A 23,110-nucleotide genomic window follows, 5' to 3' on the forward strand; every position below is an offset into this window, starting at 1 on the left:
ACGCGGGCGGCTCTCAGCCGAGCAGGTCGGCCGCGTGCACCCCCGCGACCCCGGCGGCGAGGAACGCGGCCGGGTCCTGCTCCAGGCCACGGCCCATCGTCGACAGCCGCACGGGCGTGCCCGCGAGGGCGGAGAGCAGGTCGGCCCCCGCGTCGACGTCGACGAGCCGGTGCGGACCGTGCGGGGCCGCGAGCGCGGCGACCTGGTGCCGGACCCGTCGTCCGAGCGCGTCGAGGCCGCCCTCGGGGTCGGGCTCGAACACCGGCACGGGCACGTCGGCGGCGGCGAGCGCGACCCGCCCGTAGGCGGTCAGCGAGTGGTGGGAGACGCCCAGGTGCCGCTCGCGTGCGTCGGCGCCCGAGACCCGCAGGGACGCGACGGCCCGGCCGCCCAGGGCCGCAGTCGCGTTGACGGCTTCGCCCGCTGCCACGCCGGAGAACCCCCAGCGTGTCCCGGTGCCGAGGTTGCCGGGACCCTGCGCGACGACGGCGAGGTCGGCGCCGACGACGACGCGTGCGGCGAGCAGCCCGGTGTGGACGGTCACGGCCTCGAGGTCGCCGCCGAACGCCTGACCGGTGGTGACGCAGGCCTCGATCCACCCGGCGTCCCGCAGCCCTGCGATCGTCCGGGAGAACCAGGCGGGCAGCGCGCCCCCGTCGGTCATGACGTACGCCACGCGCGGGGCGGCGCGGCCCGCACGGGCCGAGGCGTACCGGGCACCCGCGACGATCGCGGGCAGCGCGGAGTGGAGGTCCGCGACGACGACGGGCATCCCGCCCAGGTCGTCGGCGTCGCGCAGCGCGTCGTGGTACGGGGACTCCTGGTCGTCGACGCCCAGCACCATCGCCTGCAGCGGCGTGTAGCGGGCCTTGACGAGGTGCCCGGGGCCGGCGGCCGGGTCGTCGGGGACGTGGTCGGCGGGGCCGACGACCAGGGCGTACCCGCCCGTGCCGAGCCCGCGGGCGAGCGCCGACACGTTGAGCAGCAGCCGGTCGCCGACGGCGACGGGTCCGACGAGCGACGGGTAGGCGAGCGCCCGGACCTCGGCGGGCAGAGCCGCCCCGGCGTGCTCGTCGAGCCGCACGGTGACCTCGGCGGCGCCCGGCCATGACGTCCCGAGCCCGACGACGACACCCGCACGCCACGTGATCACGGCGCACACGCTACCGGCCGCTACGGTGGTCACCGATGCCCGCCTCGATCGCCCCCGCCGAGCGCCTGCTCAACCTCGTCATCGCCCTGGTGAACACCCCGGGCCGTATGACGAAGGAGCAGGTGCGCTCGAGTGTCGCCGGGTACCAGGACGCCCCGTCCGACGACGCGTTCGAGCGGATGTTCGAGCGCGACAAGGACACGCTGCGCGACCTCGGCATCCCAGTGGTGACCGTCACGGACGCGGGGCACGGCGACGACTTCGGGTACCGGGTGGACCTCGACGCGTACGCGCTGCCGCCGCTCGACCTCACGGCGGGGGAGCTCGGCGTGCTCGCGATGGCCGCCCAGGTGTGGCAGGACCAGGCGCTGCGGGCGGACTCGTCGCGGGCCCTGACGAAGCTGCGTGCCGTGGGCGACGCCCCCGGGTCGACGGACCTTGTCACGGGGCTCGCGCCGCGCGTGCGTCCGGGCGGTGGCGCGCTGGGGCCGCTCATGGACGCGGTGCACGAGCGGCGGGTCGTGAAGTTCACGTACCGGGCCGCGAACACGGGGGAGGTCCGCGAGCGCGTCGTGGAGCCGTGGCGGCTCCTCGCCCGGCGGGGCGGCTGGGTGCTGGTCGGCCGGGACCGTGACCGGCAGGCGAGCCGGTCGTACCGGCTGAGCCGCATCGAGGGCGCCGTCCGGGCGCTCGGTGAGCCCGGAGCCTTCCCGCCGCCCGCCGAGGACGAGCTGGCCGAGGCGATGGCCTCGTGGGCCGCGGGCGCGCAGCAGGTCGCGACGCTCGCGGTGCGTCCTGAGCGCGCGGGGGCGATGCGGGCGCGGTCCGTCGCGGCGCCCGACGACGCGCCGGACTGGGCAGCGGACCCCGTGGTGGGCCCGCTCCTCGAGCACCGTGACGTCGTCCACGTGCCGTTCCGGTCGGCGTGGGAGCTCGCGGAGGAGCTCGTCGGGTACGGCGACGCGGTCCTCGTCCTGGCGCCCACCGAGCTGCGCCGCTCGGTGCTCCGGCTCCTGCGGACCGCGGCGACGCTCGACGAGAGGGTGAGGGCCCATGGCTGAGCGGGCGAGCGACCGCCTGCTGCGGATGCTGGGCATGATCACGTACCTCGACCGGCACGAGGGCGTGCCCGTCGAGGACATCGCGCAGCAGTTCGGGGTGTCCGCCGACCAGGTGCTCGAGGACATCGACACGCTGTGGGTGACGGGCACGCCCGGTTACTTCCCGCACGACCTCATCGACTTCGACGCGGCCTCGTACGAGCAGGGCGTCGTGCGCCTCACGGAGTCGCGGGGGATGACCCGGCCGCTGCGGCTCGGCACGCGCGAGGCGGTCGCGCTCGTCGCGGCCCTGCGTGCCCTGTCGGCGTCGTTCGGCCCGGCCCTGGACGCCGAGCGGTCGGCGGTGCTCGAGTCCGCGCTCGCGAAGCTCACCGCGGCGACTGGTGACGCCGCGGCGGCCGTCGACGTGCAGCTCGGCATGGATGCGTCCCCGGAGGTCGCCGCGACCGTCGCCACGGCGCTGCGCCGGCGGCGCCGGCTGCACATCCGCTACGTCAACGCGGCCGACGTGTCGACCGAGCGCGACGTGGACCCGGCGCGGCTCGTGACGGACGACGAGCGCTCGTACCTGCTCGGCTGGTGCCTCCTGGTCGACGACGAGAGGCTGTTCCGGGTGGACCGGATCCTCGAGGCGACCCTGCTCGACGAGGCGGCGCAGGACCACGGCATCGGCGCCCGCAGCGGCGAGTTCGCGCCCGGCCCCGAGGGGGAGCTCGTGACGCTGCACCTCGCGAGCACCGCGCGCTGGGTGGCCGAGAGCGTGCCGGTCGAGGCGGTGCGGAACCAGCCCGACGGGTCGTTCGAGCTGGACCTGCGCGTGGTGCGGCCCGCGTGGCTGCGGCACCTGGTGCTGCAGGTGGCCGGCGAGATGCTCGGTGCGACGCCGGTGCGCGTGGGCGACGAGGCCGCGGCGGCGGCCAGGTCCGCGCTCGCCGCGTACGGGCCGCTCGCGGACGCAGCGGTGGGGGGCTGACGATGCTCTGGTTCGGCGTGTGGACCCTGCTGGTCGTCGGGACCCTCGTGGGCGCGTTCTTCCTCGGTCGGCGCCTGTGGCGGTCGGCGACGGCGTTCGCCGCCGAGCTCGGCCGGGCCGCGGCTGCGGCGCAGCAGCTCGCCGACCGTGTCGAGGAGCTGCGCCTGGCCGCGGAGCCTCGGGACACGGGGACGACGCTGCTCGCGGACCCGGCAGTGGTCCGGCTCCGGTACGACGCCGTCCGCGCGGCCAGGCATGCGCGGCGGGCCGAGCGGGTGGAGCGGCACCGCCGCACGTGGGCGTCGTGGGGCGCGTACTGGCGCTGAGGTCCGGACGAGGCCGGTCGCGAGAGCGGGCCGGAGCGCGACTCCCGGACGGTTAGTATCGACAGGCCCCGCACCACTGAGGAGAGCACCCATGTTCAGGAACGGCCTGCAGTTCTGGCACATCATCGTCATCGTGGTGCTCGTCGTGCTGCTCTTCGGTGCCAACCGTCTGCCCGGTCTGGCGAAGAGCGTCGGCCAGTCCATGAAGATCTTCCGCGACGAGGTCAAGGACCTGCGCGAACCGGACGACAAGAAGCCTGCCGCGGACCGGCCGACCGACGAGCCGACCGAGGGCACCACGCCGCCGAAGGTCTGACCGCACGTGGAAGCTGCTCGCCGCGGGGACGATCCCGGCGGCCGGATGCCCCTGCGGGCGCACCTCGCCGAGCTGCGCCGCCGGGTGTTCTTCGCGGCGCTCGGGCTCGTCGTCGGTGCCGCCGTCGGGTGGTGGCTGTACGACCCGGTGTTCGAGGCGCTGCAGATGCCGCTGCAGCACGTCGCGGAGCTGCGCGGCAACGACGAGCTCGTCGCCCTCAACTTCGCGGGGATCGCGACGTCGTTCGACATGAAGCTCAAGGTGTCGTTCTTCCTCGGCGTGATCCTGTCGAGCCCCTGGTGGATCTACCAGCTCTGGGCGTTCATCACGCCGGGCCTGACCCGCAAGGAGCGGCACTACGCGATCGGCTTCCTCGCCGCCGCCGTGCCCCTCTTCCTCGCCGGCACCGCGCTCGCGTGGTGGGCGCTGCCGAACGCCGTCGAGCTCCTCACGGGGTTCACGCCACAGGGGTCGGCGAACCTCATCGACGCCCAGACGTACCTGAGCTTCGTCATGCGGCTGATCCTCGCGTTCGGGCTGGCGTTCCTGCTGCCCGTCGTCATGGTCGCCCTCAACTTCGCGGGCATCGGGCGGGCCGCCACCTGGCGCAAGGGCTGGCGGTGGGCCGTGCTGATCGCGTTCGTGTTCGCCGCGGTCATGACCCCGACGCCCGACGCGATCACGATGATCGCCGTGGCCGTCCCCATCTGCCTGCTGTACTTCGCGGCGCTCGTCATCTGCACCGCGCACGACCGGCGTGTCGACCGTCGGCGGGTCGCCGCCGGCCTGCCCCGGCTCGACGGCACCCTTCCCGGCGAGGATCCGAGCACCGGGAGCGCCACCGCATGAGGCACGTGGGAGTCGTCGTCAACCCGACGGCGGGCAAGGGCCGCGGCGCGTCCGCGGGACGGCAGGTTCACGGGATGCTCGAGGCGAAAGGCTTCAAGGTCCAGGACCTGTCCGCCCCGACGCTCGCGCAGGCGACCGACCGGGCGCGTGCCGCGGCCGTACAGGGGCTCGACGCGGTCGTCGTGGTCGGCGGTGACGGGATGGCGCACCTCGGCGTCAACGTGGTCGCCGGCACCGCCCTGCCGCTCGGCATCGTGGCCGCAGGGACGGGCAACGACATCGCGCGCACGCTCGGGCTGCCGCGGGGCGACATCGCCGCATCCGTCGACGTCGTCGAGCGTGCGCTCCACGACGGGCCGCGCCGCATCGACGCGGTGCGGGTCGGGTCGCCCCAGCACGCCGCGCACGAGTGGTTCGTCGGCGTGCTGTCGTGCGGGATCGACGCCGCGATCAACGCGCGCGCGAACGAGCTGACCTGGCCGAAGGGCTCGGGTCGCTACGTCCGGGCCCTCGTGCCCGAGCTCGCGTCGTTCCGCCCGTTCGGCTACCGCGTGACCCTCGACGACGAGGTCTGGGAGTCCGCCGGCACGCTGGTCGCGGTCGCGAACGTGCCGTGGATCGGCGGCGGGCTCAAGATCGCACCCGACGCGCAGCCGGACGACGGGCTGCTCGACGTGGTCCTCGCCGGGCCGTTCACCAAGCCGGGCGTCGTCAAGATCTTCCCGGGGATCTACCGCGGCCGCCACGTGCGGCACCCGTCCGTCCGCGTCGTGCGGACCCGGTCGGTGCTCATCGAGCCGGTCGGCTCGCTCGGAGCGGCGCCGCCCGCGGCATTCGCCGACGGGGAGCGCGTCGGCACGCTGCCGCTGCGGGTGCAGGTGGACCCGGGCGCGGTGTCCGTCCTGGCCTGAGCGGGGCACCCGCCTGAACGGCACCCGTCCTCGGGCCGGAGCTCGTTGCGAGGCGGAGCCGCTGTGGCGCAGACCCGACGAGAGCCGCCGCGGCGCGGGGCCTGACGGAGCGCGGCGCCCGCGCGTCCGACGAGCACGTGCCTAGGGTGTCGGTGTGGTCTCCCGTCCCCGCAGGTCCGCGCCCGCGCCGTCGCCGCAGCAGTCGCCCGAACCGTCCCCCGAACCCTCGCCGGCCGAGCGCTACGCGGCGTCCCGTCGTCGCGCCGAGGTCGAGCGCAGCGAGCTCGGCCGCTTCCGCGAGCTGCTGTCGTTCCCGCTCGACCCGTTCCAGGTGGACGCCTGCCAGGCGCTCGAGCGGGGCAGCGGCGTGCTGGTCGCGGCGCCGACCGGTGCGGGCAAGACGGTCGTGGGGGAGTTCGCGGTGCACCTGGCGCTCGTCGGCGGCCGCAAGGCGTTCTACACGACGCCCATCAAGGCGCTCTCGAACCAGAAGTACGCCGACCTGGTGCGTCGCTACGGCCCTCAGTCGGTCGGCCTCCTGACGGGGGACACGACGATCAACGGCGAGGCACCCGTGGTCGTCATGACGACCGAGGTGCTCCGCAACATGCTCTACGCGGGCTCGCCGACGCTCGCCGGTCTCGGGTTCGTGGTGATGGACGAGGTGCACTACCTGGCCGACCGGTTCCGCGGACCGGTGTGGGAGGAGGTGATCATCCACCTGCCCGACGACGTGCAGCTGGTGTCGCTGTCCGCCACGGTCTCGAACGCGGAGGAGTTCGGCGACTGGCTCGCGACCGTGCGCGGCGACACGACGGTCGTGGTGAGCGAGCACCGCCCGGTCCCGCTCGGCCAGCACGTGATGGTCCGGGACGACCTGCTCGACCTCTACGCCGGGCACGTCGACCCGACGGACCCCGGCGTCGACCCACCGATCAACCCGGACCTCACGCACCTGCTGCGGCGGCGCGAGCGTCAGGACGGGCACGGCCCCGGCGACCGCGGCTACCGCGGGCGGGGCGGGCACCGTCCCGGAGGTGGCCGTCCGGGAGGCGGACGGCCGAGCGGGGGCCGGCCGACGCCGCGGTTCGCAGTCGTCGACGCGCTCGACAAGGACGGTCTGCTGCCCGCGATCGTCTTCATCTTCTCCCGGGCCGGGTGCGACGGCGCCGTGCAGCAGTGCCTCGCGGCGGGCGTGCGCCTGACGAACCCGGCGGAGCAGGCCGAGATCCGGCGGGTCGTCGAGGAGCGCTCGGCGGCCATCCCGCCGGAGGACCTCGACGTGCTGGGGTACTGGGACCTCGCGGAGGCGCTCACGCGGGGGATCGCTGCGCACCACGCCGGCATGCTGCCGCTGTTCAAGGAGACCGTCGAGGACCTGTTCTCGCGCGGCCTGGTCAAGGTCGTGTTCGCCACGGAGACGCTCGCGCTCGGCATCAACATGCCCGCGCGGTCGGTGGTGCTGGAGAAGCTCGTCAAGTGGGACGGGTCGAGCCACGTCGACGTGACGCCGGGGGAGTACACGCAGCTCACCGGTCGCGCCGGGCGCCGGGGGATCGACACCGAGGGCCACGCCGTCGTCGTCGCGCACCCAGGTCTCGACCCGGTCCAGCTCGCGGGTCTCGCGTCCAAGCGGCTGTACCCGCTGCGGTCGAGCTTCCGGCCGACGTACAACATGGCCGTCAACCTGGTCGCGCAGGTGGGCGCGGAGCGTGCCCGTGAGGTCCTGGAGACGTCGTTCGCGCAGTTCCAGGCGGACCGTGGCGTCGTCGGGCTCGCGCGTCAGGCGCAGGCGCACACGGAGGCGCTGGACGGCTACGCGAAGGCCATGACGTGCCACCTGGGCGACTTCGCGGAGTACGCGTCGCTGCGCCGGCAGATCGCGCAGCTCGAGAAGGACGCCAGCCGGGCGGCGGCGACGGCCCGGCGCGCGGAGGTCGCGCGCACCCTCGAGGGGCTGCGCGTCGGGGACGTCCTGGAGATCCCGGTGGGCCGCCGGACGGGCCACGCGGTGGTCATCGACCCGGGCGGCCAGCCGGGGTTCGACGGGCCGCGGCCGACCGTGCTGACCGTCGACCGTCAGGTACGACGCCTGACCGTGCAGGACGTCGGCACCGGTGCCCGGACCGTCGGATGGCTGCGGGTGCCGAAGTCGTTCAACGTGCGCGTCCCGGCCGCCCGCCGCGACCTGGCGGCCGCGCTGCGGGGTGCGGTCCCGGACGGCGGCGGCGAACGCGTGAGGGCCGGCGGCCGCCAGGCGCGGCACGACCGGACCGCCGCGACCGAGGACGCCGCCCTCGCCGCGCTGCGGCGCCGGCTGCGCGCGCACCCGTGCCACTCGTGCCCGGACCGCGAGGAGCACGCCCGCTGGGCGGAGCGCTGGGCACGGCTCAAGTCGGAGCACGACGCGCTGGTCGCGCGGATCGCGGGGCGCACCGGCTCGATCGCCGCCGTGTTCGACCGCATCTGCGACGTGCTCGTGCGGCTCGGCTACCTGTCGGCGGACGACGGGCCGCTCACGGTCACGTCGGACGGCCGGTGGCTGCGCCGCCTGTACGCGGAGAACGACCTGCTGCTCGCCGAGTGCCTGCGCCGCGGCACGTGGGACGAGCTCGACGCGGCAGGCCTCGCGGCCGTGACCTCGACCCTCGTCTACCGGTCGCGCCACGAGGACCAGGCGGAACCGCGGGTGCCTGGCGGCCCCGCGGGGCGGCTGGGGCGCGCGCTCGAGGGCACCGTGCGGGCGTGGTCCGAGCTCGAGGACCTCGAGTCCGAGCACCGGCTGGAGACGATCGTCCCGCTCGACCTCGGGCTCGTCGAGGCCGTCCACCGGTGGGCGTCGGGGAGGAGCCTGGACGCGGTGCTGCGGGGCGGCGAGCTGTCCGCGGGCGACTTCGTGCGGTGGTGCAAGCAGGTCATCGACGTGCTCGACCAGCTCGGTCAGGCGGCGCCGGACGAGCGTCTGCGGACCACGGCCCGGCGGTCCGTCGACGCCCTGCGCCGCGGGGTGGTGGCCTACTCGTCGGTCTGATCCGGCCCGTGCAGCGGTGCACGGCGGGAAGGCCGGGCGACGTGCCCCGCTCGGGCTCCGAGTCCGTCGGGCGGTGGCCGGGCTCATCCGTCTGACCTGCCCTATCGTGAGCGGATGTGACCTCGACCCTCTACCGGCACGGCGTGATCCACTCCCCGGCCGACCCGTTCGCTGAGGCCCTCCTCGTCGAGGACGGCGTCGTCGCCTGGCTCGGCGCGGACGACACCGCCGACGGCATGGTGTCCCGGGCGGACGAGGTGGTGGACCTCGACGGCGCGCTGGTGGCTCCCGGCTTCGTCGACGCGCACGTGCACGTGCTCGAGACCGGCCTGGCGCTCGAGAGCGTCGACCTGTCGGCGGCCGGCGGGGTCCGGTCCCTGGCCGACGCGCTCGACGCCGTGCACCGCGCCGCGGCCGGCCGACCTGCGTCCGACGTGCCGCTGCTGGGGTTCGGCTGGGACGAGCTCGAGTGGCCCGAGGGGCGGGCACCGACGCGCGCGGAGCTCGACGCGGCAGCCGGCGGCGCACCCGTGTACCTGGCCCGGGTCGACGTGCACTCGGCGGTCGTGTCGAGCGCCCTTGCCCGGTCAGCCGGCCTCGACGTGCTGCCTGGGTGGAGCGACGACGGGCGTGTCGAGCGGGACGCGCACCATGCGGCGCGCGAGGCTGCCCGCACCATGTCGCCGGGCCGTCGGACGGCCCTCTACCGGCGCGCGCTCCAGCACGTCGCCTCCCGTGGGATCGTGTCGGTGCACGAGCAGAGCGCGCCGTTCATCGACACCCGCGAGGGGCTCGCCGAGCTCCTCGCGATGACCGCGTCGGCCACCGACGGGCTGCCGCACCTCGTCGGGTACCGCGGCGAGCGCTGCGTCACGGTGGACGACGCCCGCGCGGTCCTCGCGGCGATCCCCGGGCTCACCGGGATCGGCGGCGACCTCAACGTCGACGGCTCGCTGGGGTCCCACACGGCAGCGCTGCGCGCCCCGTACGCGGACGACCCGTCGAGCGACGGAGTGCTGTACCTGACCGCTGAGGAGATCTGCAACCACATCACCGCGGTGACGCGCGCGGGCGTGCACGGCGGCTTCCACGTGATCGGCGACCGGGCCATGGACGAGGTGCTGCTCGGGCTGCGGGCCGCGGCCGACGTCGAGGGCGTCGAGGCGATCGCCCGGGCCGGCCACCGGCTCGAGCACGCGGAGATGGTCGATGCGCCCACGCTCGCCGCGCTCGTGCTGCTCGGCGTCCGCCTCAGCGTCCAGCCGGCGTTCGACGCCGCCTGGGGTGGCGAGCAGTCGATGTACGCGACGCGGCTCGGCGCGGGGCGCGCCGCTGCGCTCAACCCGCTGGCCGACCTCGCGGCGGCCGGCGTGCCGCTCGCGTTCGGCTCGGACGCGCCCGTGACGCCCGCCGACCCGTGGGCCGGGGTGCGGGCGGCGATCCGCCACACGGCCGTCGAGCAGCGGATCTCGGCCCGCGCGGCGTTCCGGGCGTCGACGCGCGGCGGCTGGCGGCTTGCCGGGCTCGACCACACGGGCGCGGGGGAGCTGCGCGTCGGCGCGCCCGCCCACCTCGCCGTGTGGCGGGCCGAGCACCTCGCGGTGCAGGCGCCCGACGGCCGGCTCTCGACCTGGAGCACGGACGCGCGCGCGGGCACTCCGCTGCTGCCCGACCTGTCGGAGGACGCTCCGGACCCGGTGTGCCTGCGTACCGTGCGCGACGGTGTCGTGGTGTTCGACGCCCTCGTGTGAGAGCGAGGGTCATCCGCTCCGGGTGAAATTCTGGAGCGGCGACGACACCGCTCCGCAACCGGTTCGACGCCATGTCGCGACACGCGCGGCGACACGCCGAACCAACCCGCACGGATCGGATGATCGGCACCGCCACGACCTGCACGGACGGCTGCGACCTGCACCGACGGCGCCTTGACACGTTCGCGTATCTCGGTAGGTTCACGAAGGTAAATCCACCGCCACGGTCGTCCGACGCTGCTGTCGGCCGACCATCCCCAGGGAGCTCGCTCTCCGGGACGACGGAGGACGTCGGGCTCCGACCGGGCCCGCGTGTTCAACAGAAAACGGTCCGTGCGCAGCACGCGACCGGTACGAAGGACACGCGGGCCGGTCGGTCCGGCCGTTCCCCTCACCTCGGCGAACAGGCTGACGTCGGCGGACAGGCTGACGTCGTACCCTTGCGCGGTGTCCGCCCGTGAACCCGCCCGCTGGTGGACCCTCGTGCTCGCCGTCGCGGGCGGCTACCTGACCCGTCTGGCCTTCCCGTCGCCCGGGTGGTGGGGCACCGCGTTCCTCGGCATGGCGCTGCTCTACCTGGCGCTGCGTCGGGACAGCGCCCGGTGGAACGCGCTCGTCGGGCTCGCGTGGGGCCTGGCCTGTTTCGCCCCGCTCATCACGTGGGCCGACGAGGCGGTCGGGCTCGTGCCGTGGCTCGCGCTGAGCACGCTCGAGGCGCTGTGCGTGGCACTGTTCGGCGCTGCCTGGTCGTGGGCGCGCCGTGGCGAGGCCGTCTGGCGCAGCGGCGGCTGGCAGGCGCTCGTGTTCACGTTGCTGTGGGTCGCCGTGGAGGAGCTGCGCTCCGCGTGGCCGTTCGGCGGCTTCCCGTGGGGGCGGCTGGCGTTCTCGCAGTCCGACTCGCCGCTCGCAGCGTTCATGTGGCTCGGCGGCACGCCGCTGCTGAGCGGCGTCGTGGCCCTCGTCGGCGTCGTGCTGGCGCGCGCGTACCTCGTGGCGCGACGGCTCGAGGTACGGCGATTCGTCGGGGCGGCCGCCGCGGTCGTCGTCGTCGCGGGTGTCGCGTTCGCGCTGCCCCTCGACACCAGGGCGGAGCACGGGACGCTCGAGGTCGGTGCGGTCCAGGGCAACGTGCCGGGCAGCGGGCTCGACGCGTTCGGTCAGCGCGAGGCCGTGCTCGACAACCACCTCGCCGGCACGTACGCCCTGCTCGACCAGGTGGAGCCCGGCGAGCTCGACGTCGTCCTGTGGCCCGAGAACGGCACCGACATCGACCCGCAGGCGGACCAGTCGGCCGCCGACCTCATCGACGCGGCGGCGCAGGCGGTCGACGCGCCCATGCTCGTCGGCACCGTGCAGTACCCCCCCAGTGGCGGCCGGTACAACACGGCCGTGCTGTGGGAGCCGGGCCAGGGCGTCGTCGCGAGCTACACCAAGCAGCACCCGGCACCGTTCGCGGAGTACATCCCGCTGCGCTCGCTCGTGCGGCCGTTCTCGTCCGCGGTCGACCTCGTCACCCGCGACATGATCCCGGGTGTCGGTCCGGGCTACGTGCCGCTGACCTCGGAGCGCCTCGGCCGCACTGTGGGACTGGGCGACGTCATCTGCTTCGAGGTCGCCTACGATGCCCTCGTCCGGGACGCGGTGCGGGCCGGGGGAGAGGTGCTTGTCGTGCAGACGAACAACGCGTCGTTCGGCATGACAGACGAGTCCACGCAGCAGCTCGCGATGGCGCGGCTGCGGGCGGTGGAGCACGGCAGAGCGACGGTGCAGATCTCCACCGTCGGCGTGAGCGCCGTGATCCAGCCCAACGGGGCCGTCAGCCGGCAGACCGACCTGTTCACCGCGGACCAGATGGTCGCGACGTTGCCACTGCGGCAGTCGCTGACGCCCGCAGACCGGTCCGGGTCGTGGCCCGCCTGGATCGTCGACGCTCTCGCGGTGTGCACGGTCGTCGCCGGCGCTGCCGGTGCCTACCGCCTGCGCCGCACCGACCGAACGGATCCGCCCGCATGAGTGACAGCCTCACCCGCGTCCTCGTCGTCGTGCCCACGTACGACGAGCGCGAGAACCTGCCGATCGCCCTGGAGCGGCTCCGTGAGCACGTTCCCACCGCCGACGTGCTCGTGGTGGACGACGGCTCGCCGGACGGCACCGGGGAGCTCGCGGAGAAGATCGCCGAGAGCGAGAGCTCGTCGGGCTCACCACGGTCGATCGGCGTGCTCCACCGCACGGGGAAGCAGGGACTCGGCACCGCGTACGTCGCGGGGTTCGGATGGGCGCTCGAGCGCGGGTACGACGTCGTCGTCGAGATGGACGCCGACGGGTCACACCGTGCGCAGGACCTGCCGCTGCTGCTCGGGGCGCTCGACCGTGCCGACCTGGTGCTCGGCTCCCGCTGGGTCAGGGGCGGCAAGGTGGTCAACTGGCCGTTGCACCGCGAGGTGCTGTCCCGCGGTGCCAATCTCTACACGCGGATCATGCTGGGCATCCCGCTCGGCGACGCGACCGGCGGCTTTCGCGCGTACCGCGCCGACCTGCTGCGCCGACTCTCCTTCGGTGACGTCGCCTCGCAGGGGTACTGCTTCCAGATCGACATGGCCTGGCGCGCGGTCCGGGCGGGCGCGCGCGTCGTCGAGGTGCCGATCACGTTCGTCGAGCGCGAGCTCGGGCAGTCGAAGATGAGCCGCGACATCATCGTCGAGGCCCTCGTCAACGTGACCCGGTGGGGGATGCACGAACGCTCCCGCCAGGTGGCGGGAGCGTTCCGTCGGTCTCGTTGACCGGGATGCCGTGCTGAGGGTCAGGCGCTGCGGCGCAGCTTCCCCGCGCGGAGCAGGTCGAGGCGCTCGTCGAGGAGCTCCTGGAGCTCGCCGATCGTGCGGCGCTCGAGCAGCATGTCCCAGTGCGTCCGAGGGGCCTTGCCGGCCTTCGCCTCGGGCTTCGACGCGTCACGCAGGAGCGCCTCGGCGCCGCAGCGGCACTCCCACACCACCGGCACGTCGGCCTCGACCGAGAACGGCAGGATGATGGTGTGCCCGTTGGGGCAGTCGTAGTGGGCCTGGAGGCGCGGGGCGAAGTCGACGCCCTCGTCCGTCTCCATGCTGTGGGACCCGATGCGCATGCCGCGCAGGGACCGGTTTGCCATCAGGGAACCTCCGTGCCGTGGTGACGGCCTTCGAGTGTGGGATCGTCCACCGTTGTCAACGGTGTTCGCCCTCCCAGTGTTCCAGGCGCACGTGAAGGGTTCGTGAACGCGGTACGCGCAGCGCGGGCGAAACCCGGGTGAGGCTCGTCTCACCTCGCGGTCGTAGGGTGCACACGTGACGAGCACCACGACACCTGACATGACCTTTCGCCGGCTCGGGGACAGCGGCCTCGCCGTGTCCACCGCGGGCCTCGGCTGCAACACGTTCGGGGCGACGCTTCATCCCGACGGTGTCCCCGCGCTGGTCGCGGCAGCCCTCGACGCGGGCGTGACGTTCTTCGACACGGCTGACGTGTACGGCGGCGTCCCGGGGCAGAGCGAGGAGCTGCTCGGCGCGGCGCTGGCCGGGCACCGTGACGACGTGGTCGTGGCGACGAAGTTCGGCGCGGACACCCACGGGCTCAACGGTCCCGACTGGGGCGCGCGCGGGTCACGCCGGTACGTGCGTCGCGCCGTCGAGGGGTCCTTGCGGCGCCTCGGCACCGACTGGATCGACCTGTACCAGCTGCACGTGCCCGACCCGACGACGCCGGTCGAGGAGACGCTCGCGGCGCTCCACGAGCTCGTCGTCGAGGGCAAGGTGCGCTACCTCGGGTCGTCCAACTTCGCCGCGTGGCAGGTCGTCGAGGCCGACTGGACGGCCCGCACGGGCGCGCTGACCCCGTTCGTGTCGGCGCAGAACCGCTACAACCTCCTCGACCGGTCGGCCGAGGCCGAGCTCGTGCCCGCGGCCGAGACCGTCGGGGTCGGGATCCTGCCGTACGTCCCGCTCGCGTCCGGCTTGCTCACGGGCAAGTACCGGCAGGGCGAGCCGGCACCCGAGGGGTCGCGGCTCGCGCGGATGCCCGATCGGCTCGCTCGTGCGGACTTCGACCGGATCGACGCGCTCGCCGCGCTGGCGGAGCAGTGGGAGATCGACCTGCCCACCCTCGCGCTCGGCGGGCTCGCCGCGCAGCCGGCGGTCGGCAGCGTCATCGCGGGTGCCCGGACGCCCGAGCAGCTGCGCGCGAACGTCGCGTCGATCGCGTGGGAGCCGACCCTCGAACAGTTGGCCGCGATCGACGAGGCCGCACCGGGCCCGCTGGGCTGACGTCGGCGCGCCAGCCGTGCGCCTGGTGGCGTTCCTGGCGGCGCGGCCGGCCGGTCGGACGTCACCACTCGAGGATCCGGGCCCGGTTCGCGCCGAGCGCGGCGACGGCTCGGACACGCACCCCGCGGTCGTGGGCGGCGTCTCTCAGGGCTGCCGCCCAGGACGTCTCGAACGCCCCACGGTCGCCGCCGCCGGCACGCACGCACGCGACGACCAACGACCCGCCCGGCGCCTCCCGCTCGAGCACCGACGCCAGCCCCGTCATGACCTGCGCCGCGACGCCGGCGTCGGCCCGCAGAGGCACGTCGTTGACCGGGAGCACGAGCGGGAGGCAGCGGTCCTCGTCGTCGAGCAGCAGGAACCAGAGCGCGGGGGGCCCTGCACGCTCGGGACCGACGAGGTGCAGCAGGACCGCCAGGACGTCGCCGTGGCCGTGCAGCACGTCGACGGGCAGCCGCGGCAGGTCGTCGTCGGGCCCGTGCACGTCGACGATCCAGGGCTCGTCCGCCCAGTCCTCGGGCGAGTCGCCGCCTGGGTCGGCCGTGGCGTCGTCGTACGCGTGCTCGAACCAGTGGTCCCCGTGGTCGCTCATGCGGACAGGCTCGCGGTGGATGGACCGAGCTCGTCACCCACCGCTCGAGACCGGTGGGGAGGCGAGCGAACGGCGGTGCTGTGGGCGGCTCGGTGTCAGGCCAGGAAGGCGCGCAGCGCCTCCACGACGAGCGCGTGGTCGTCGGCCTGGGGGAGCCCCGACACCGTCACGGTCCCGACGATGCCGACGCCCTCGACCCGGACGGGGAACGCGCCGCCGTGCGCGGCGTACTCCTGCAGCGGCAGTCCCTGCTGCTCGGCGAACGTGGTGCCCTTCGCGCGCGCCCGCAGGCCGATCAGGTACGACGAGGCGCCGAACCGGTTCACGACCCGCACCTTGCGCGCGACCCACGTGTCGTTGTCGGGCGTGGTGCCCTCACGGGCCGCATGGAACAGCTGCTGCCCGCCGCGCTGGATGTCGATCGTCACGGGCAGCGCACGCTCGGTCGCGAGCTCCACGAGCAGGCAGCCGAGCTGCCAGGCGTCGTCGTGCGTGAACGTCCGGAAGACGAGCTCGCGCTCCTCCTGCTCGACGCGGGTGACCAGGGCGGTGACGTCGTCGGTGCTCATGCCGTCATCCTCGCGCAGGCGCCCGACCGTCGCGCAGCACGGCGCGCGCGGCTACTCGCCGGTCGCGCCGTCGATCGACTCCCGCAGCAGGTCCGCGTGCCCGTTGTGCCGCGCGTACTCCTCGATCATGTGGCACAGGATCCAGCGCAGACTGGGCGCCCGGCCGTCGCGCCACCGGCGTCGGGCGAGCTGGTCGAGGCCACCGTCCGCGAGCGCCTCCTCGACGCAGGCGCGTGACCGCTCCACGGACTCGCGCCACAGCGCGCGCAGATCGGCGGGGGAGTCGGACGCGGCCGAGTGCCAGTCCCAGTCCTCGTCGGCCTGCCAGTCCACCGCGTCCCACGGCGCGCCCGGCTCACGCCCGAGCAGCGAGCGGGAGAACCAGTGGTCCTCGACGTACGCGAGGTGCTTGAGCATGCCGCCCAAGGTCATGGTCGACGCCGCGGTCGTCGCCGCGAGGCCCGGGCCGTCGAGCCCGTCGGTCTTCCACTGGAACGTCTGTCGCTGGTAGTCGAGGAACCCGACGAGCGTGCCGAGCTCGTCGGCGGTCAGCGGTGGTTCGGTGCGGCCCTGCTCGTCGACGTCGGTCACGCGAGGACCGTACCGCCTGCGCTCAGTCGCGACCCTGCCACGTCGCGACGTCGACCTCGTTGCCCTCGGCGTCCGCGAGCGTCCACCACGCGGGTGCGTGCACGTCGCTGACCAGGTGGCCGCCGGCCGCGAGCGCTGCGGCGACGCGGGCCTGTGCCTGGTCGTGCGGCACGGACACGTCGACGTGGATCCGGTTGCGCTGCGGACGGGGTGCGTCCATCTGCTGGAACCAGAACGACGGGCCGCGACCCGACGGGTCGACGAGGTCCCCGGACTCGTCCTCCTGGTACCCGAGCACGGCCTTCCAGAAGGGCAGGACGTCCCGGGAGACCAGGGCGTCGACCGCGACCTGCACGGCCTGCGGCACGCTCGGGTCCGTCGGGATGTCCAGCTCGCGGGCGGCCTGCGAGATCTGCCGGGCGAGCCGCACGTCGCGGTCGCTCAGCCCGCCGACGTCGTGCGAGATCAGCCGGACGGTCACGCCGCCGTAGCGCAGGTCGACGTCCGGGTGGTGGTTCATGGCGTCGGCCAGCTCGCCGATGGCGTCGACGAGCGCGACCCCCGTCGCGAACGAGCCCGTCCGGAAGTGTGCGTGCGCGCCGCCGAACAGGACGCGCCAGTCGTCGACGCCGTCGGAGTCGTGGAACTGCGCGGCCGTGATCTGTCCGCTCATCGTCGGCACCGTCCTCGTCGGGCTGCGGCCGGCGCGCCGGTCGCACCGGCGCGTGCGGCACCTCGTCGTGCAGCACCGTCGCACCGGTCGGGGGGCCCCGCAACCGTGCGTACGCTGCGCACACGTCGTGCCGCGTGGCACGATCGTGCGGTGGCCGGCACACCCGCGAACGAGCAGCACCTGCGTGACCTTGCGCGCCTGCGTCGCGTTCGCGACCGGATCGACCGCGAGTACGCCCAGCCCCTCGACGTCGAGGCCTTGGCGCGCGGCGCAAACATGTCGTCGGGGCACCTCAGCCGCGAGTTCAAGGCCGCGTTCGGCGAGTCGCCGTACTCCTACCTGATGACCCGCCGGATCGAACGGGCGATGGCGTTGCTGCGCCGCGGCGACCTCAGCGTCACCGAGGTGTGCTTCGAGGTCGGCTGCTCGTCGCTCGGCACGTTCAGCACCCGGTTCACCGAGCTGGTCGGCATGCCGCCGAGCACGTACCGGACGCAGGCGGCGGAGGCGACCGAGGGGATGCCGTCGTGCGTCGCGAAGCAGGTCACCAGACCGGTCAGGAATCGAGAAGCACGGCCGTCCGAGCCCCAGCTAGCGTGAATCGCATGGACATCACGATTCACTCGAGCTTCCTCCCGCTGGCGGACCCCGACGAGGCGCGGGCGTTCTACCGCGACGTCCTCGGCTTCGAGGTCCGCAACGACGTGGGCTACAACGGCATGCACTGGATCACGGTGGGCCCGCCCGACCAGCCGGAGACGTCGATCGTCCTGTTCCCGCCGCAGGCGGCGCCAGGGATCACGGACGACGAGCGCCGGACGATCGCCGAGATGATGGCGAAGGGCAGCTACGGCTCGATCCTGCTCGCGTCGCCCGACGTCGACTCGACGTTCGAGCGCGTCCAGGAGGCCGGCGCCGAGGTCGTGCAGGAACCCACCGACCAGCCGTACGGCGTCCGGGACTGCGCGTTCCGGGACCCCGCCGGGAACATGGTCAGGATCCAGCAGCGCTGACGGCCCGGCCGGTCGCGGCGCGGCGCGACGGACCGGGCGTCGTCCGGCGCGCGCGCCTGTGACGTGCTGCTCGATGCTGGTCTGATGGTGCCCGGGACGGTCGACGCCGACCGCCCCGGGGCCGACCATCCCCGGCCGCCCGCACCCCACCTGGAGGCACGATGAGCACGGCCCCGACGACGGACGCGCCGCAGGCGCCGCACGCCGCCGACAGTCACGACCTGATCCGCGTGCAGGGTGCGCGGGTCAACAACCTCAAGGACATCAGCGTCGAGCTGCCGAAGCGTCGGCTCACGGTGTTCACGGGCGTCTCGGGGTCGGGCAAGAGCTCGCTCGTGTTCGCGACGATAGCCGCCGAGTCGCAGCGGATGATCAACGAGACGTACAGCGCGTTCGTGCAGGGGTTCATGCCGACGCTCGCGCGGCCGGACGTCGACGTCCTCGACGGGCTGACGACCGCGATCATCGTCGACCAGGAGCGCATGGGCTCCAACCCGCGCTCGACGGTCGGCACCGCGACGGACGCCAACGCGATGCTGCGGATCCTGTTCAGCCGGCTCGGGCAGCCGCACATCGGCTCACCGAACGCCTACTCGTTCAACGTCCCGTCGGTGCGGGGGAGCGGCGCGATCACGATCGAGCGCGGCGAAGGGAGGACGAAGACCGAGAAGGCGTCGTTCAGCCAGCTCGGCGGCATGTGCCCGCGCTGCGAGGGCATGGGCTCGGTCAACGACTTCGACCTGACCGCGCTGTACGACGAGAGCAAGTCGCTCAACGAGGGTGCGATCACGGTTCCCGGCTACTCGATGGACGGCTGGTACGGCCGCATCTACCGGCAGAGCGGCTTCTTCGACCCCGACAAGCCGATCGGGAAGTACACGAAGAAGGAGTCGTACGACCTGCTCTACAAGGAGCCGACCAAGATCAAGGTCGAGGGCATCAATCTCACGTACGAGGGACTGATCCCCAAGATCCAGAAGTCGATCCTGTCGAAGGACGTCGACGCGCTGCAGCCGCACATCCGCGCGTTCGTCGAGCGGGCCATCACGTTCACCACGTGCCCCGAGTGCGAGGGGACACGACTCAGCCCCGAGGCCCGGTCCTCGAAGATCGACGGCACGAGCATCGCGGACGCGTGCCGCATGCAGATCAGCGATCTCGCCGCGTGGGTGCGCGGGCTCGACGCGCCGTCGGTCGCGCCGCTGCTCCAGGGCCTGCAGCACCTGCTGGACTCGTTCACGGTGATCGGCCTCGGCTACCTGTCGCTCGACCGGCCGTCGGGGACGCTGTCCGGGGGAGAGGCGCAGCGGACCAAGATGATCCGGCACCTCGGGTCGTCGCTCACGGACGTCACGTACGTGTTCGACGAGCCCACGATCGGTCTGCACCCGCACGACATCCAGCGGATGAACGAGCTGCTGCTGCAGCTGCGCGACAAGGGCAACACCGTGCTCGTCGTCGAGCACAAGCCGGAGGCGATCGCGATCGCCGACCACGTCGTCGACCTCGGACCCGGTGCCGGATCCAGCGGCGGGACCGTCTGCTACGAGGGCTCGCTCGAGGGGCTGCGGGCCAGCGGGACGCTCACGGGCCGGCACCTCGACGACCGGGCCACGCTCAAGGAGTCCGTCCGCAGCCCGAAGGGGGCGCTGCAGATCCGCGGCGCGAACGCCAACAACCTGCGCGACGTCGACGTCGACATCCCGCTCGGCACGCTCGTCGTCATCACGGGCGTCGCGGGGTCCGGCAAGAGCTCGCTCGTGCACGGTTCGATCCCGGCCGGTGCCGACGTGGTGTCGATCGACCAGGGGGCGATCCGCGGCTCGCGGCGCAGCAACCCGGCGACCTACACCGGGCTGCTCGAGCCGATCCGCAAGGCCTTCGCGAAGGCCAACGGCGTGAAGCCGGCCTTGTTCAGCTCGAACTCCGAGGGTGCGTGCCCGACGTGCAACGGTGCGGGCGTCATCTACACCGACCTCGGCATCATGGCGACCGTCGAGTCGACGTGCGAGGAGTGCGACGGCAAGCGCTTCCAGGCGTCCGTGCTCGAGTACCGGCTGGGTGGCAAGAACATCGCCGAGGTGCTCGCGATGTCCGTGACCGAGGCGGAGACGTTCTTCGGCTCGGGGGAGGCCCGGACACCGGCGGCGCACGCGGTCCTCGACCGGCTCGCGGACGTCGGGCTCGGCTACCTCAGCCTCGGACAGCCGCTCACCACGCTGTCGGGCGGCGAACGCCAGCGCCTCAAGCTCGCCACGCACATGTCGACCACGGGCGGCGTGTACGTGCTCGACGAGCCGACCACCGGCCTGCACCTCGCCGACGTCGAGCAGCTGCTCGGCCTGCTCGACCGGCTCGTCGACTCCGGCAAGTCCGTCATCGTCATCGAGCACCACCAGGCCGTGATGGCGCACGCGGACTGGATCATCGACCTCGGTCCGGGCGCGGGCCACGACGGCGGCCGGGTCGTCTTCGAGGGGACCCCGGCGGACCTCGTCGCCGACCGCTCCACGCTGACCGGACAGCACCTCGCGGCGTACGTCGGCCGCTGAACCGCCCATCCCGCACGACGAGAGGACGCACCATGACCGCCACCGAGCGTGGATCCGGAGCCTTCACCGACGAGGAGAAGGCCGCCATGAAGGAGCGCTCCAAGGAGGTGCGCCGCGCGTCGAAGAACGCCAACGGCGAGCCCGAGCTGCTCGAGAAGATCGCCGAGATGAACGACGCCGACCGCGCGATGGCCGAGAGGGTGCACGCGGTCATCACCGCGGCCGCGCCCGACCTCGACCCGACGCTCTGGTACGGCATGCCGGCGTACGCCCGCAAGGGCAAGGCTGTCGTGTTCTTCCAGCCCGCCGGAAAGTTCAAGGCGCGCTACTCGACGCTCGGCTTCAACGACTCGGCCGCCCTCGACGACGGGTCCATGTGGCCGACCGCGTTCGCACTCACCGAGCTCACCGCGGACGACGAGGCCCGCATCGCCGAGCTCGTCCGGCGCGCCGCGGGCTGAGGCCGTCGGCGCCGTCCCACACCCACCCGAGGGAGAAGACCATGGCCATCACGACAGTCCTGCACCCCGTGTCCGACCTCGCCGCCGCGAAGGCCGTCTACACGGCCTTGCTCGGCATCGAGCCGCAGACCGACTCCGCGTACTACGTCGGCTACGACGTCGACGGTCAGCACATCGGGCTCGTCCCCGGCGGCGCCGCGCAGGGCATGGCCGCGCCGGTGGCCTACTGGGAGGTCGCCGACATCGAGGCGAAGCTCGCCGAGATCACCGCTGCGGGCGGGACGGTCAAGGAGCCGGCGCACCCCGTCGGGGGCACCCGCTCGGTCGCGACGTTCGCGGACGCCGACGGCAACGTGCTGGGGCTCCTGCACGACGACTGACGGCGTCCGTGGACGCGCGGCCCGGGACGTCGTCCGTCCCGGGCCGCGCGGCGTTCTCGCCGCGCGCGCCCGGTGCGGGTGCCAACCGTCGGAGTGTCCGCCGCCGTGCCAGCGCGACCCGTCGATCGTCGCGAGGTGCGCAAGGGTCGGAAGTCCCGGGTGAATCGGGCATCTCGGCAGGCGACTCGAAGGACGCGGAGTCGGCCCCGAGGACACGGTGGACTCGGCTGTCGTGCGGGTAAGCGTGCAGGTCAGCGCGTTGTCGAGGCGTCCTGAGACGCCGCGGCGCCAGTGCGCTCTCGACGGTGCCAGCACCCCCGCGGCCGCCGGTGTGATCCACGCCACGCATGTGACCGTCAGACACTCGGCTCCGCGGCCGATCGGGGCGTCAGCGGCACTCTGCCCGCGCCAGGTGACACCCCGAGACGCAACCACAGGAGCGACCTTGTCGAAGTCCCGGCTCACCACTCGGCTCTCCGTTCGTGCCAAGGTGCTGGGCATCGTCGCGGCGGGGATCGTGGTGTCCATCGCGATCGGGCTTCTCGCGATGTCGAGCGCCGCACGACTGCGCGCGACGACCGCGGAGATGGCACAGGAGCAGACGTCGGTGTCGTCCTCGCTGGCGGGCCTCAAGGACTCGGTGTGGGCCATGCGCAACGCGGTCTCCGTGATCGGCATCTACGTCGGTGGAGACGTCGAGTCGAAGATCACCGCGTACGGCGACGCGAGCGCGGCCCTCGACGCCGCCATGGCCGACCTCGCGGACCACTACTCCGGGAGCGGTGAGGCGCTGCCGTCCGGCTTCGACGACTTCCAGGCGTCGCTCGACGAGTACCGCGCCGGTGTCGAGCAGAAGCTCGTCGTCGCCGCACGCGCCGGCGACCGCGAGGGCTACCAGGCCCAGCGGGAACGTCTCGCGACGGTCGGCGGAAAGATGCTGGCGGACCTCGACGCGATCGACGAGCGCGTCGCGGCCGACCTGACCACGCTGACGCGCGCTGCCGACGCCTCGGCGATCCGTGAGCTCGTCCTGATCGCCATCGCGCTCGGCGTCGGCGTCGTGGTGCTCGTCGTGCTGGGTCTGTGGCTCGCGAGGTCGCTGCGACGGTCGGTCGCGGCACTCCAGGTCGCCGTCGATGCCCTGGCGCGCGGCGACCTGACCGTTCGCGCCGAGGTGCGGTCGTCGGACGAGCTCGGCCAGATGGCGGCGTCGCTGAACACGGCGCAGGAGGCCGTGGGGGCCACCCTGTCGGGCGTGGTGCGGGCCGCTGCCGCGGTCGCTGTCTCGTCCGAGTCGCTCTCCGCCGCGTCGAGCCAGGTGGCCTCGGGTTCCGAGGAGACCTCCGTGCAGGCCGGGGTCGTCGCCGCGGCGGCGGAGCAGGTGTCTCGAAGCGTGCAGTCCGTCGCGGCCGGCGCGGAGCAGATGAGCGCCTCCATCCGGGAGATCGCCCAGAACGCGACCGAGGCAGCGAAGGTCGCCCAGAACGCGACCGATGCCGCGTCGAGCGCGAACGACTCCGTCGCGCGCCTGGGCTCGTCGAGCCAGGAGATCGGCAACGTCGTCAAGCTCATCACGTCGATCGCGGAGCAGACGAACCTGCTCGCGCTCAACG

Annotated in this window: 23 protein-coding genes; 17 read left to right on the plus strand and 6 right to left on the minus strand. The window is 73.4% G+C overall.

Annotated elements, in window-relative coordinates; translation table 11 throughout:
* Positions 1 to 13 precede the first annotated feature (13 nt).
* Positions 14 to 1,153 (minus strand): DUF3866 family protein, encoded by a 1,140-nt coding sequence (locus J7523_RS16465; RefSeq protein WP_291889011.1) that lies wholly within the window; start codon positions 1,151 to 1,153, stop codon positions 14 to 16.
* 35 nt (positions 1,154 to 1,188) lie between these two features.
* Between J7523_RS16465 and J7523_RS16470 the strand changes: the two genes are divergently transcribed.
* The 10 genes from J7523_RS16470 (at position 1,189) to J7523_RS16515 (ending at position 13,151) form a co-directional block, all read left to right on the plus strand.
* On the plus strand, positions 1,189 to 2,214 hold the full coding sequence (locus J7523_RS16470) for a WYL domain-containing protein (RefSeq protein WP_291889014.1): 1,026 nt from the start codon (positions 1,189 to 1,191) through the stop codon (positions 2,212 to 2,214).
* Positions 2,207 to 3,187 carry a WYL domain-containing protein gene (locus J7523_RS16475; RefSeq protein ID WP_291889017.1) on the plus strand — a complete coding sequence of 327 codons (981 nt, stop codon included), beginning with the start codon at positions 2,207 to 2,209 and terminating at the stop codon, positions 3,185 to 3,187. The genes J7523_RS16470 and J7523_RS16475 overlap by 8 nt, the downstream gene beginning before the upstream one ends.
* Before the next feature lie 2 nt (positions 3,188 to 3,189).
* Positions 3,190 to 3,513, plus strand: coding sequence for a hypothetical protein (locus tag J7523_RS16480; RefSeq protein WP_291889019.1), 324 nt, complete (start codon positions 3,190 to 3,192; stop codon positions 3,511 to 3,513).
* Positions 3,514 to 3,604: 91 nt separating this feature from the next.
* Positions 3,605 to 3,829 carry a twin-arginine translocase TatA/TatE family subunit gene (gene tatA, locus J7523_RS16485; protein WP_291889022.1) on the plus strand — a complete coding sequence of 75 codons (225 nt, stop codon included), beginning with the start codon at positions 3,605 to 3,607 and terminating at the stop codon, positions 3,827 to 3,829.
* A 45-nt stretch (positions 3,830 to 3,874) separates the two neighbouring features.
* Positions 3,875 to 4,678 carry a twin-arginine translocase subunit TatC gene (gene tatC / locus J7523_RS16490; RefSeq protein ID WP_291889070.1) on the plus strand — a complete coding sequence of 268 codons (804 nt, stop codon included), beginning with the start codon at positions 3,875 to 3,877 and terminating at the stop codon, positions 4,676 to 4,678.
* Positions 4,675 to 5,589, plus strand: a complete 915-nt coding sequence (locus J7523_RS16495; RefSeq protein WP_291889024.1) for a diacylglycerol kinase family protein — start codon at positions 4,675 to 4,677, stop codon at positions 5,587 to 5,589. The genes tatC and J7523_RS16495 overlap by 4 nt, the downstream gene beginning before the upstream one ends.
* Positions 5,590 to 5,743: 154 nt before the next feature.
* Positions 5,744 to 8,620, plus strand: coding sequence for a DEAD/DEAH box helicase (locus tag J7523_RS16500; RefSeq protein WP_291889027.1), 2,877 nt, complete (start codon positions 5,744 to 5,746; stop codon positions 8,618 to 8,620).
* A gap of 116 nt (positions 8,621 to 8,736) precedes the next feature.
* Complete coding sequence (locus J7523_RS16505; protein ID WP_291889030.1) at positions 8,737 to 10,371, plus strand: amidohydrolase; 1,635 nt, start codon at positions 8,737 to 8,739, stop codon at positions 10,369 to 10,371.
* A gap of 447 nt (positions 10,372 to 10,818) precedes the next feature.
* The gene (lnt, locus tag J7523_RS16510) at positions 10,819 to 12,384 is read left to right on the plus strand and encodes an apolipoprotein N-acyltransferase (protein ID WP_291889033.1); all 1,566 of its coding nucleotides are present in this window, start codon (positions 10,819 to 10,821) and stop codon (positions 12,382 to 12,384) included.
* Complete coding sequence (locus J7523_RS16515) at positions 12,381 to 13,151, plus strand: polyprenol monophosphomannose synthase (RefSeq protein ID WP_291889035.1); 771 nt, start codon at positions 12,381 to 12,383, stop codon at positions 13,149 to 13,151. Before lnt ends, J7523_RS16515 begins: the two co-directional genes overlap by 4 nt.
* A gap of 20 nt (positions 13,152 to 13,171) precedes the next feature.
* On the opposite strand, the gene J7523_RS16520 is transcribed toward J7523_RS16515, so the two are convergent.
* Positions 13,172 to 13,516 (minus strand): RNA polymerase-binding protein RbpA, encoded by a 345-nt coding sequence (locus J7523_RS16520; protein WP_291889038.1) that lies wholly within the window; start codon positions 13,514 to 13,516, stop codon positions 13,172 to 13,174.
* 199 nt (positions 13,517 to 13,715) lie between these two features.
* Between J7523_RS16520 and J7523_RS16525 the strand changes: the two genes are divergently transcribed.
* Positions 13,716 to 14,666, plus strand: a complete 951-nt coding sequence (locus J7523_RS16525) for an aldo/keto reductase (RefSeq protein ID WP_291889073.1) — start codon at positions 13,716 to 13,718, stop codon at positions 14,664 to 14,666.
* Between the two features lie 61 nt (positions 14,667 to 14,727).
* Here J7523_RS16525 and J7523_RS16530 read toward each other — a convergent pair whose 3' ends face one another.
* From J7523_RS16530 to J7523_RS16545, 4 genes are all read right to left on the minus strand, one after another.
* Positions 14,728 to 15,258, minus strand: coding sequence for a hypothetical protein (locus J7523_RS16530; protein WP_291889041.1), 531 nt, complete (start codon positions 15,256 to 15,258; stop codon positions 14,728 to 14,730).
* Between the two features lie 95 nt (positions 15,259 to 15,353).
* Entirely contained in the window at positions 15,354 to 15,827 is a 474-nt protein-coding gene (locus tag J7523_RS16535) for a heme-degrading domain-containing protein (protein ID WP_291889044.1), read from the minus strand.
* A 51-nt stretch (positions 15,828 to 15,878) separates the two neighbouring features.
* On the minus strand, positions 15,879 to 16,418 hold the full coding sequence (locus J7523_RS16540; RefSeq protein ID WP_291889046.1) for a DinB family protein: 540 nt from the start codon (positions 16,416 to 16,418) through the stop codon (positions 15,879 to 15,881).
* 22 nt (positions 16,419 to 16,440) lie between these two features.
* The gene (locus tag J7523_RS16545) at positions 16,441 to 17,091 is read right to left on the minus strand and encodes a VOC family protein (RefSeq protein WP_291889049.1); all 651 of its coding nucleotides are present in this window, start codon (positions 17,089 to 17,091) and stop codon (positions 16,441 to 16,443) included.
* Positions 17,092 to 17,241: 150 nt separating this feature from the next.
* Between J7523_RS16545 and J7523_RS16550 the strand changes: the two genes are divergently transcribed.
* The 6 genes from J7523_RS16550 to J7523_RS16575 all read left to right on the plus strand — a co-directional run.
* Entirely contained in the window at positions 17,242 to 17,691 is a 450-nt protein-coding gene (locus J7523_RS16550; RefSeq protein ID WP_291889052.1) for a helix-turn-helix transcriptional regulator, read from the plus strand.
* Between the two features lie 5 nt (positions 17,692 to 17,696).
* The gene (locus J7523_RS16555) at positions 17,697 to 18,104 is read left to right on the plus strand and encodes a VOC family protein (RefSeq protein ID WP_291889055.1); all 408 of its coding nucleotides are present in this window, start codon (positions 17,697 to 17,699) and stop codon (positions 18,102 to 18,104) included.
* Between the two features lie 161 nt (positions 18,105 to 18,265).
* The gene (locus J7523_RS16560) at positions 18,266 to 20,656 is read left to right on the plus strand and encodes an excinuclease ABC subunit UvrA (protein WP_291889058.1); all 2,391 of its coding nucleotides are present in this window, start codon (positions 18,266 to 18,268) and stop codon (positions 20,654 to 20,656) included.
* A 32-nt stretch (positions 20,657 to 20,688) separates the two neighbouring features.
* On the plus strand, positions 20,689 to 21,117 hold the full coding sequence (locus J7523_RS16565) for a DUF1801 domain-containing protein (protein ID WP_291889061.1): 429 nt from the start codon (positions 20,689 to 20,691) through the stop codon (positions 21,115 to 21,117).
* Between the two features lie 41 nt (positions 21,118 to 21,158).
* The gene (locus J7523_RS16570; protein ID WP_291889064.1) at positions 21,159 to 21,497 is read left to right on the plus strand and encodes a VOC family protein; all 339 of its coding nucleotides are present in this window, start codon (positions 21,159 to 21,161) and stop codon (positions 21,495 to 21,497) included.
* Positions 21,498 to 21,942: 445 nt separating this feature from the next.
* The coding region (locus tag J7523_RS16575; protein WP_291889067.1) for a methyl-accepting chemotaxis protein at positions 21,943 to 23,110 on the plus strand (1,168 nt) is incomplete at its 3' end.

Source organism: Cellulomonas sp. (genome assembly GCF_017744555.1).
Lineage (GTDB): Bacteria > Actinomycetota > Actinomycetes > Actinomycetales > Cellulomonadaceae > Cellulomonas.

What these genes read in the sequence shown, in the direction of transcription:
- J7523_RS16470 (WP_291889014.1), top strand. Translation starts at nt 1,189, where the DNA reads ATGCCCGCCTCGATCGCCCCCGCCGAGCGCCTGCTCAACCTCGTCATC.
- J7523_RS16475 (WP_291889017.1), top strand. Translation starts at nt 2,207, where the DNA reads ATGGCTGAGCGGGCGAGCGACCGCCTGCTGCGGATGCTGGGCATGATC.
- J7523_RS16480 (WP_291889019.1), top strand. Translation starts at nt 3,190, where the DNA reads ATGCTCTGGTTCGGCGTGTGGACCCTGCTGGTCGTCGGGACCCTCGTG.
- tatA (WP_291889022.1), top strand. Translation starts at nt 3,605, where the DNA reads ATGTTCAGGAACGGCCTGCAGTTCTGGCACATCATCGTCATCGTGGTG.
- tatC (WP_291889070.1), top strand. Translation starts at nt 3,875, where the DNA reads ATGCCCCTGCGGGCGCACCTCGCCGAGCTGCGCCGCCGGGTGTTCTTC.
- J7523_RS16495 (WP_291889024.1), top strand. Translation starts at nt 4,675, where the DNA reads ATGAGGCACGTGGGAGTCGTCGTCAACCCGACGGCGGGCAAGGGCCGC.
- J7523_RS16515 (WP_291889035.1), top strand. Translation starts at nt 12,381, where the DNA reads ATGAGTGACAGCCTCACCCGCGTCCTCGTCGTCGTGCCCACGTACGAC.
- J7523_RS16520 (WP_291889038.1), bottom strand. Translation starts at nt 13,516, where the DNA reads ATGGCAAACCGGTCCCTGCGCGGCATGCGCATCGGGTCCCACAGCATG.
- J7523_RS16525 (WP_291889073.1), top strand. Translation starts at nt 13,716, where the DNA reads ATGACCTTTCGCCGGCTCGGGGACAGCGGCCTCGCCGTGTCCACCGCG.
- J7523_RS16530 (WP_291889041.1), bottom strand. Translation starts at nt 15,258, where the DNA reads ATGAGCGACCACGGGGACCACTGGTTCGAGCACGCGTACGACGACGCC.
- J7523_RS16535 (WP_291889044.1), bottom strand. Translation starts at nt 15,827, where the DNA reads ATGAGCACCGACGACGTCACCGCCCTGGTCACCCGCGTCGAGCAGGAG.
- J7523_RS16545 (WP_291889049.1), bottom strand. Translation starts at nt 17,091, where the DNA reads ATGAGCGGACAGATCACGGCCGCGCAGTTCCACGACTCCGACGGCGTC.
- J7523_RS16555 (WP_291889055.1), top strand. Translation starts at nt 17,697, where the DNA reads ATGGACATCACGATTCACTCGAGCTTCCTCCCGCTGGCGGACCCCGAC.
- J7523_RS16560 (WP_291889058.1), top strand. Translation starts at nt 18,266, where the DNA reads ATGAGCACGGCCCCGACGACGGACGCGCCGCAGGCGCCGCACGCCGCC.
- J7523_RS16565 (WP_291889061.1), top strand. Translation starts at nt 20,689, where the DNA reads ATGACCGCCACCGAGCGTGGATCCGGAGCCTTCACCGACGAGGAGAAG.
- J7523_RS16570 (WP_291889064.1), top strand. Translation starts at nt 21,159, where the DNA reads ATGGCCATCACGACAGTCCTGCACCCCGTGTCCGACCTCGCCGCCGCG.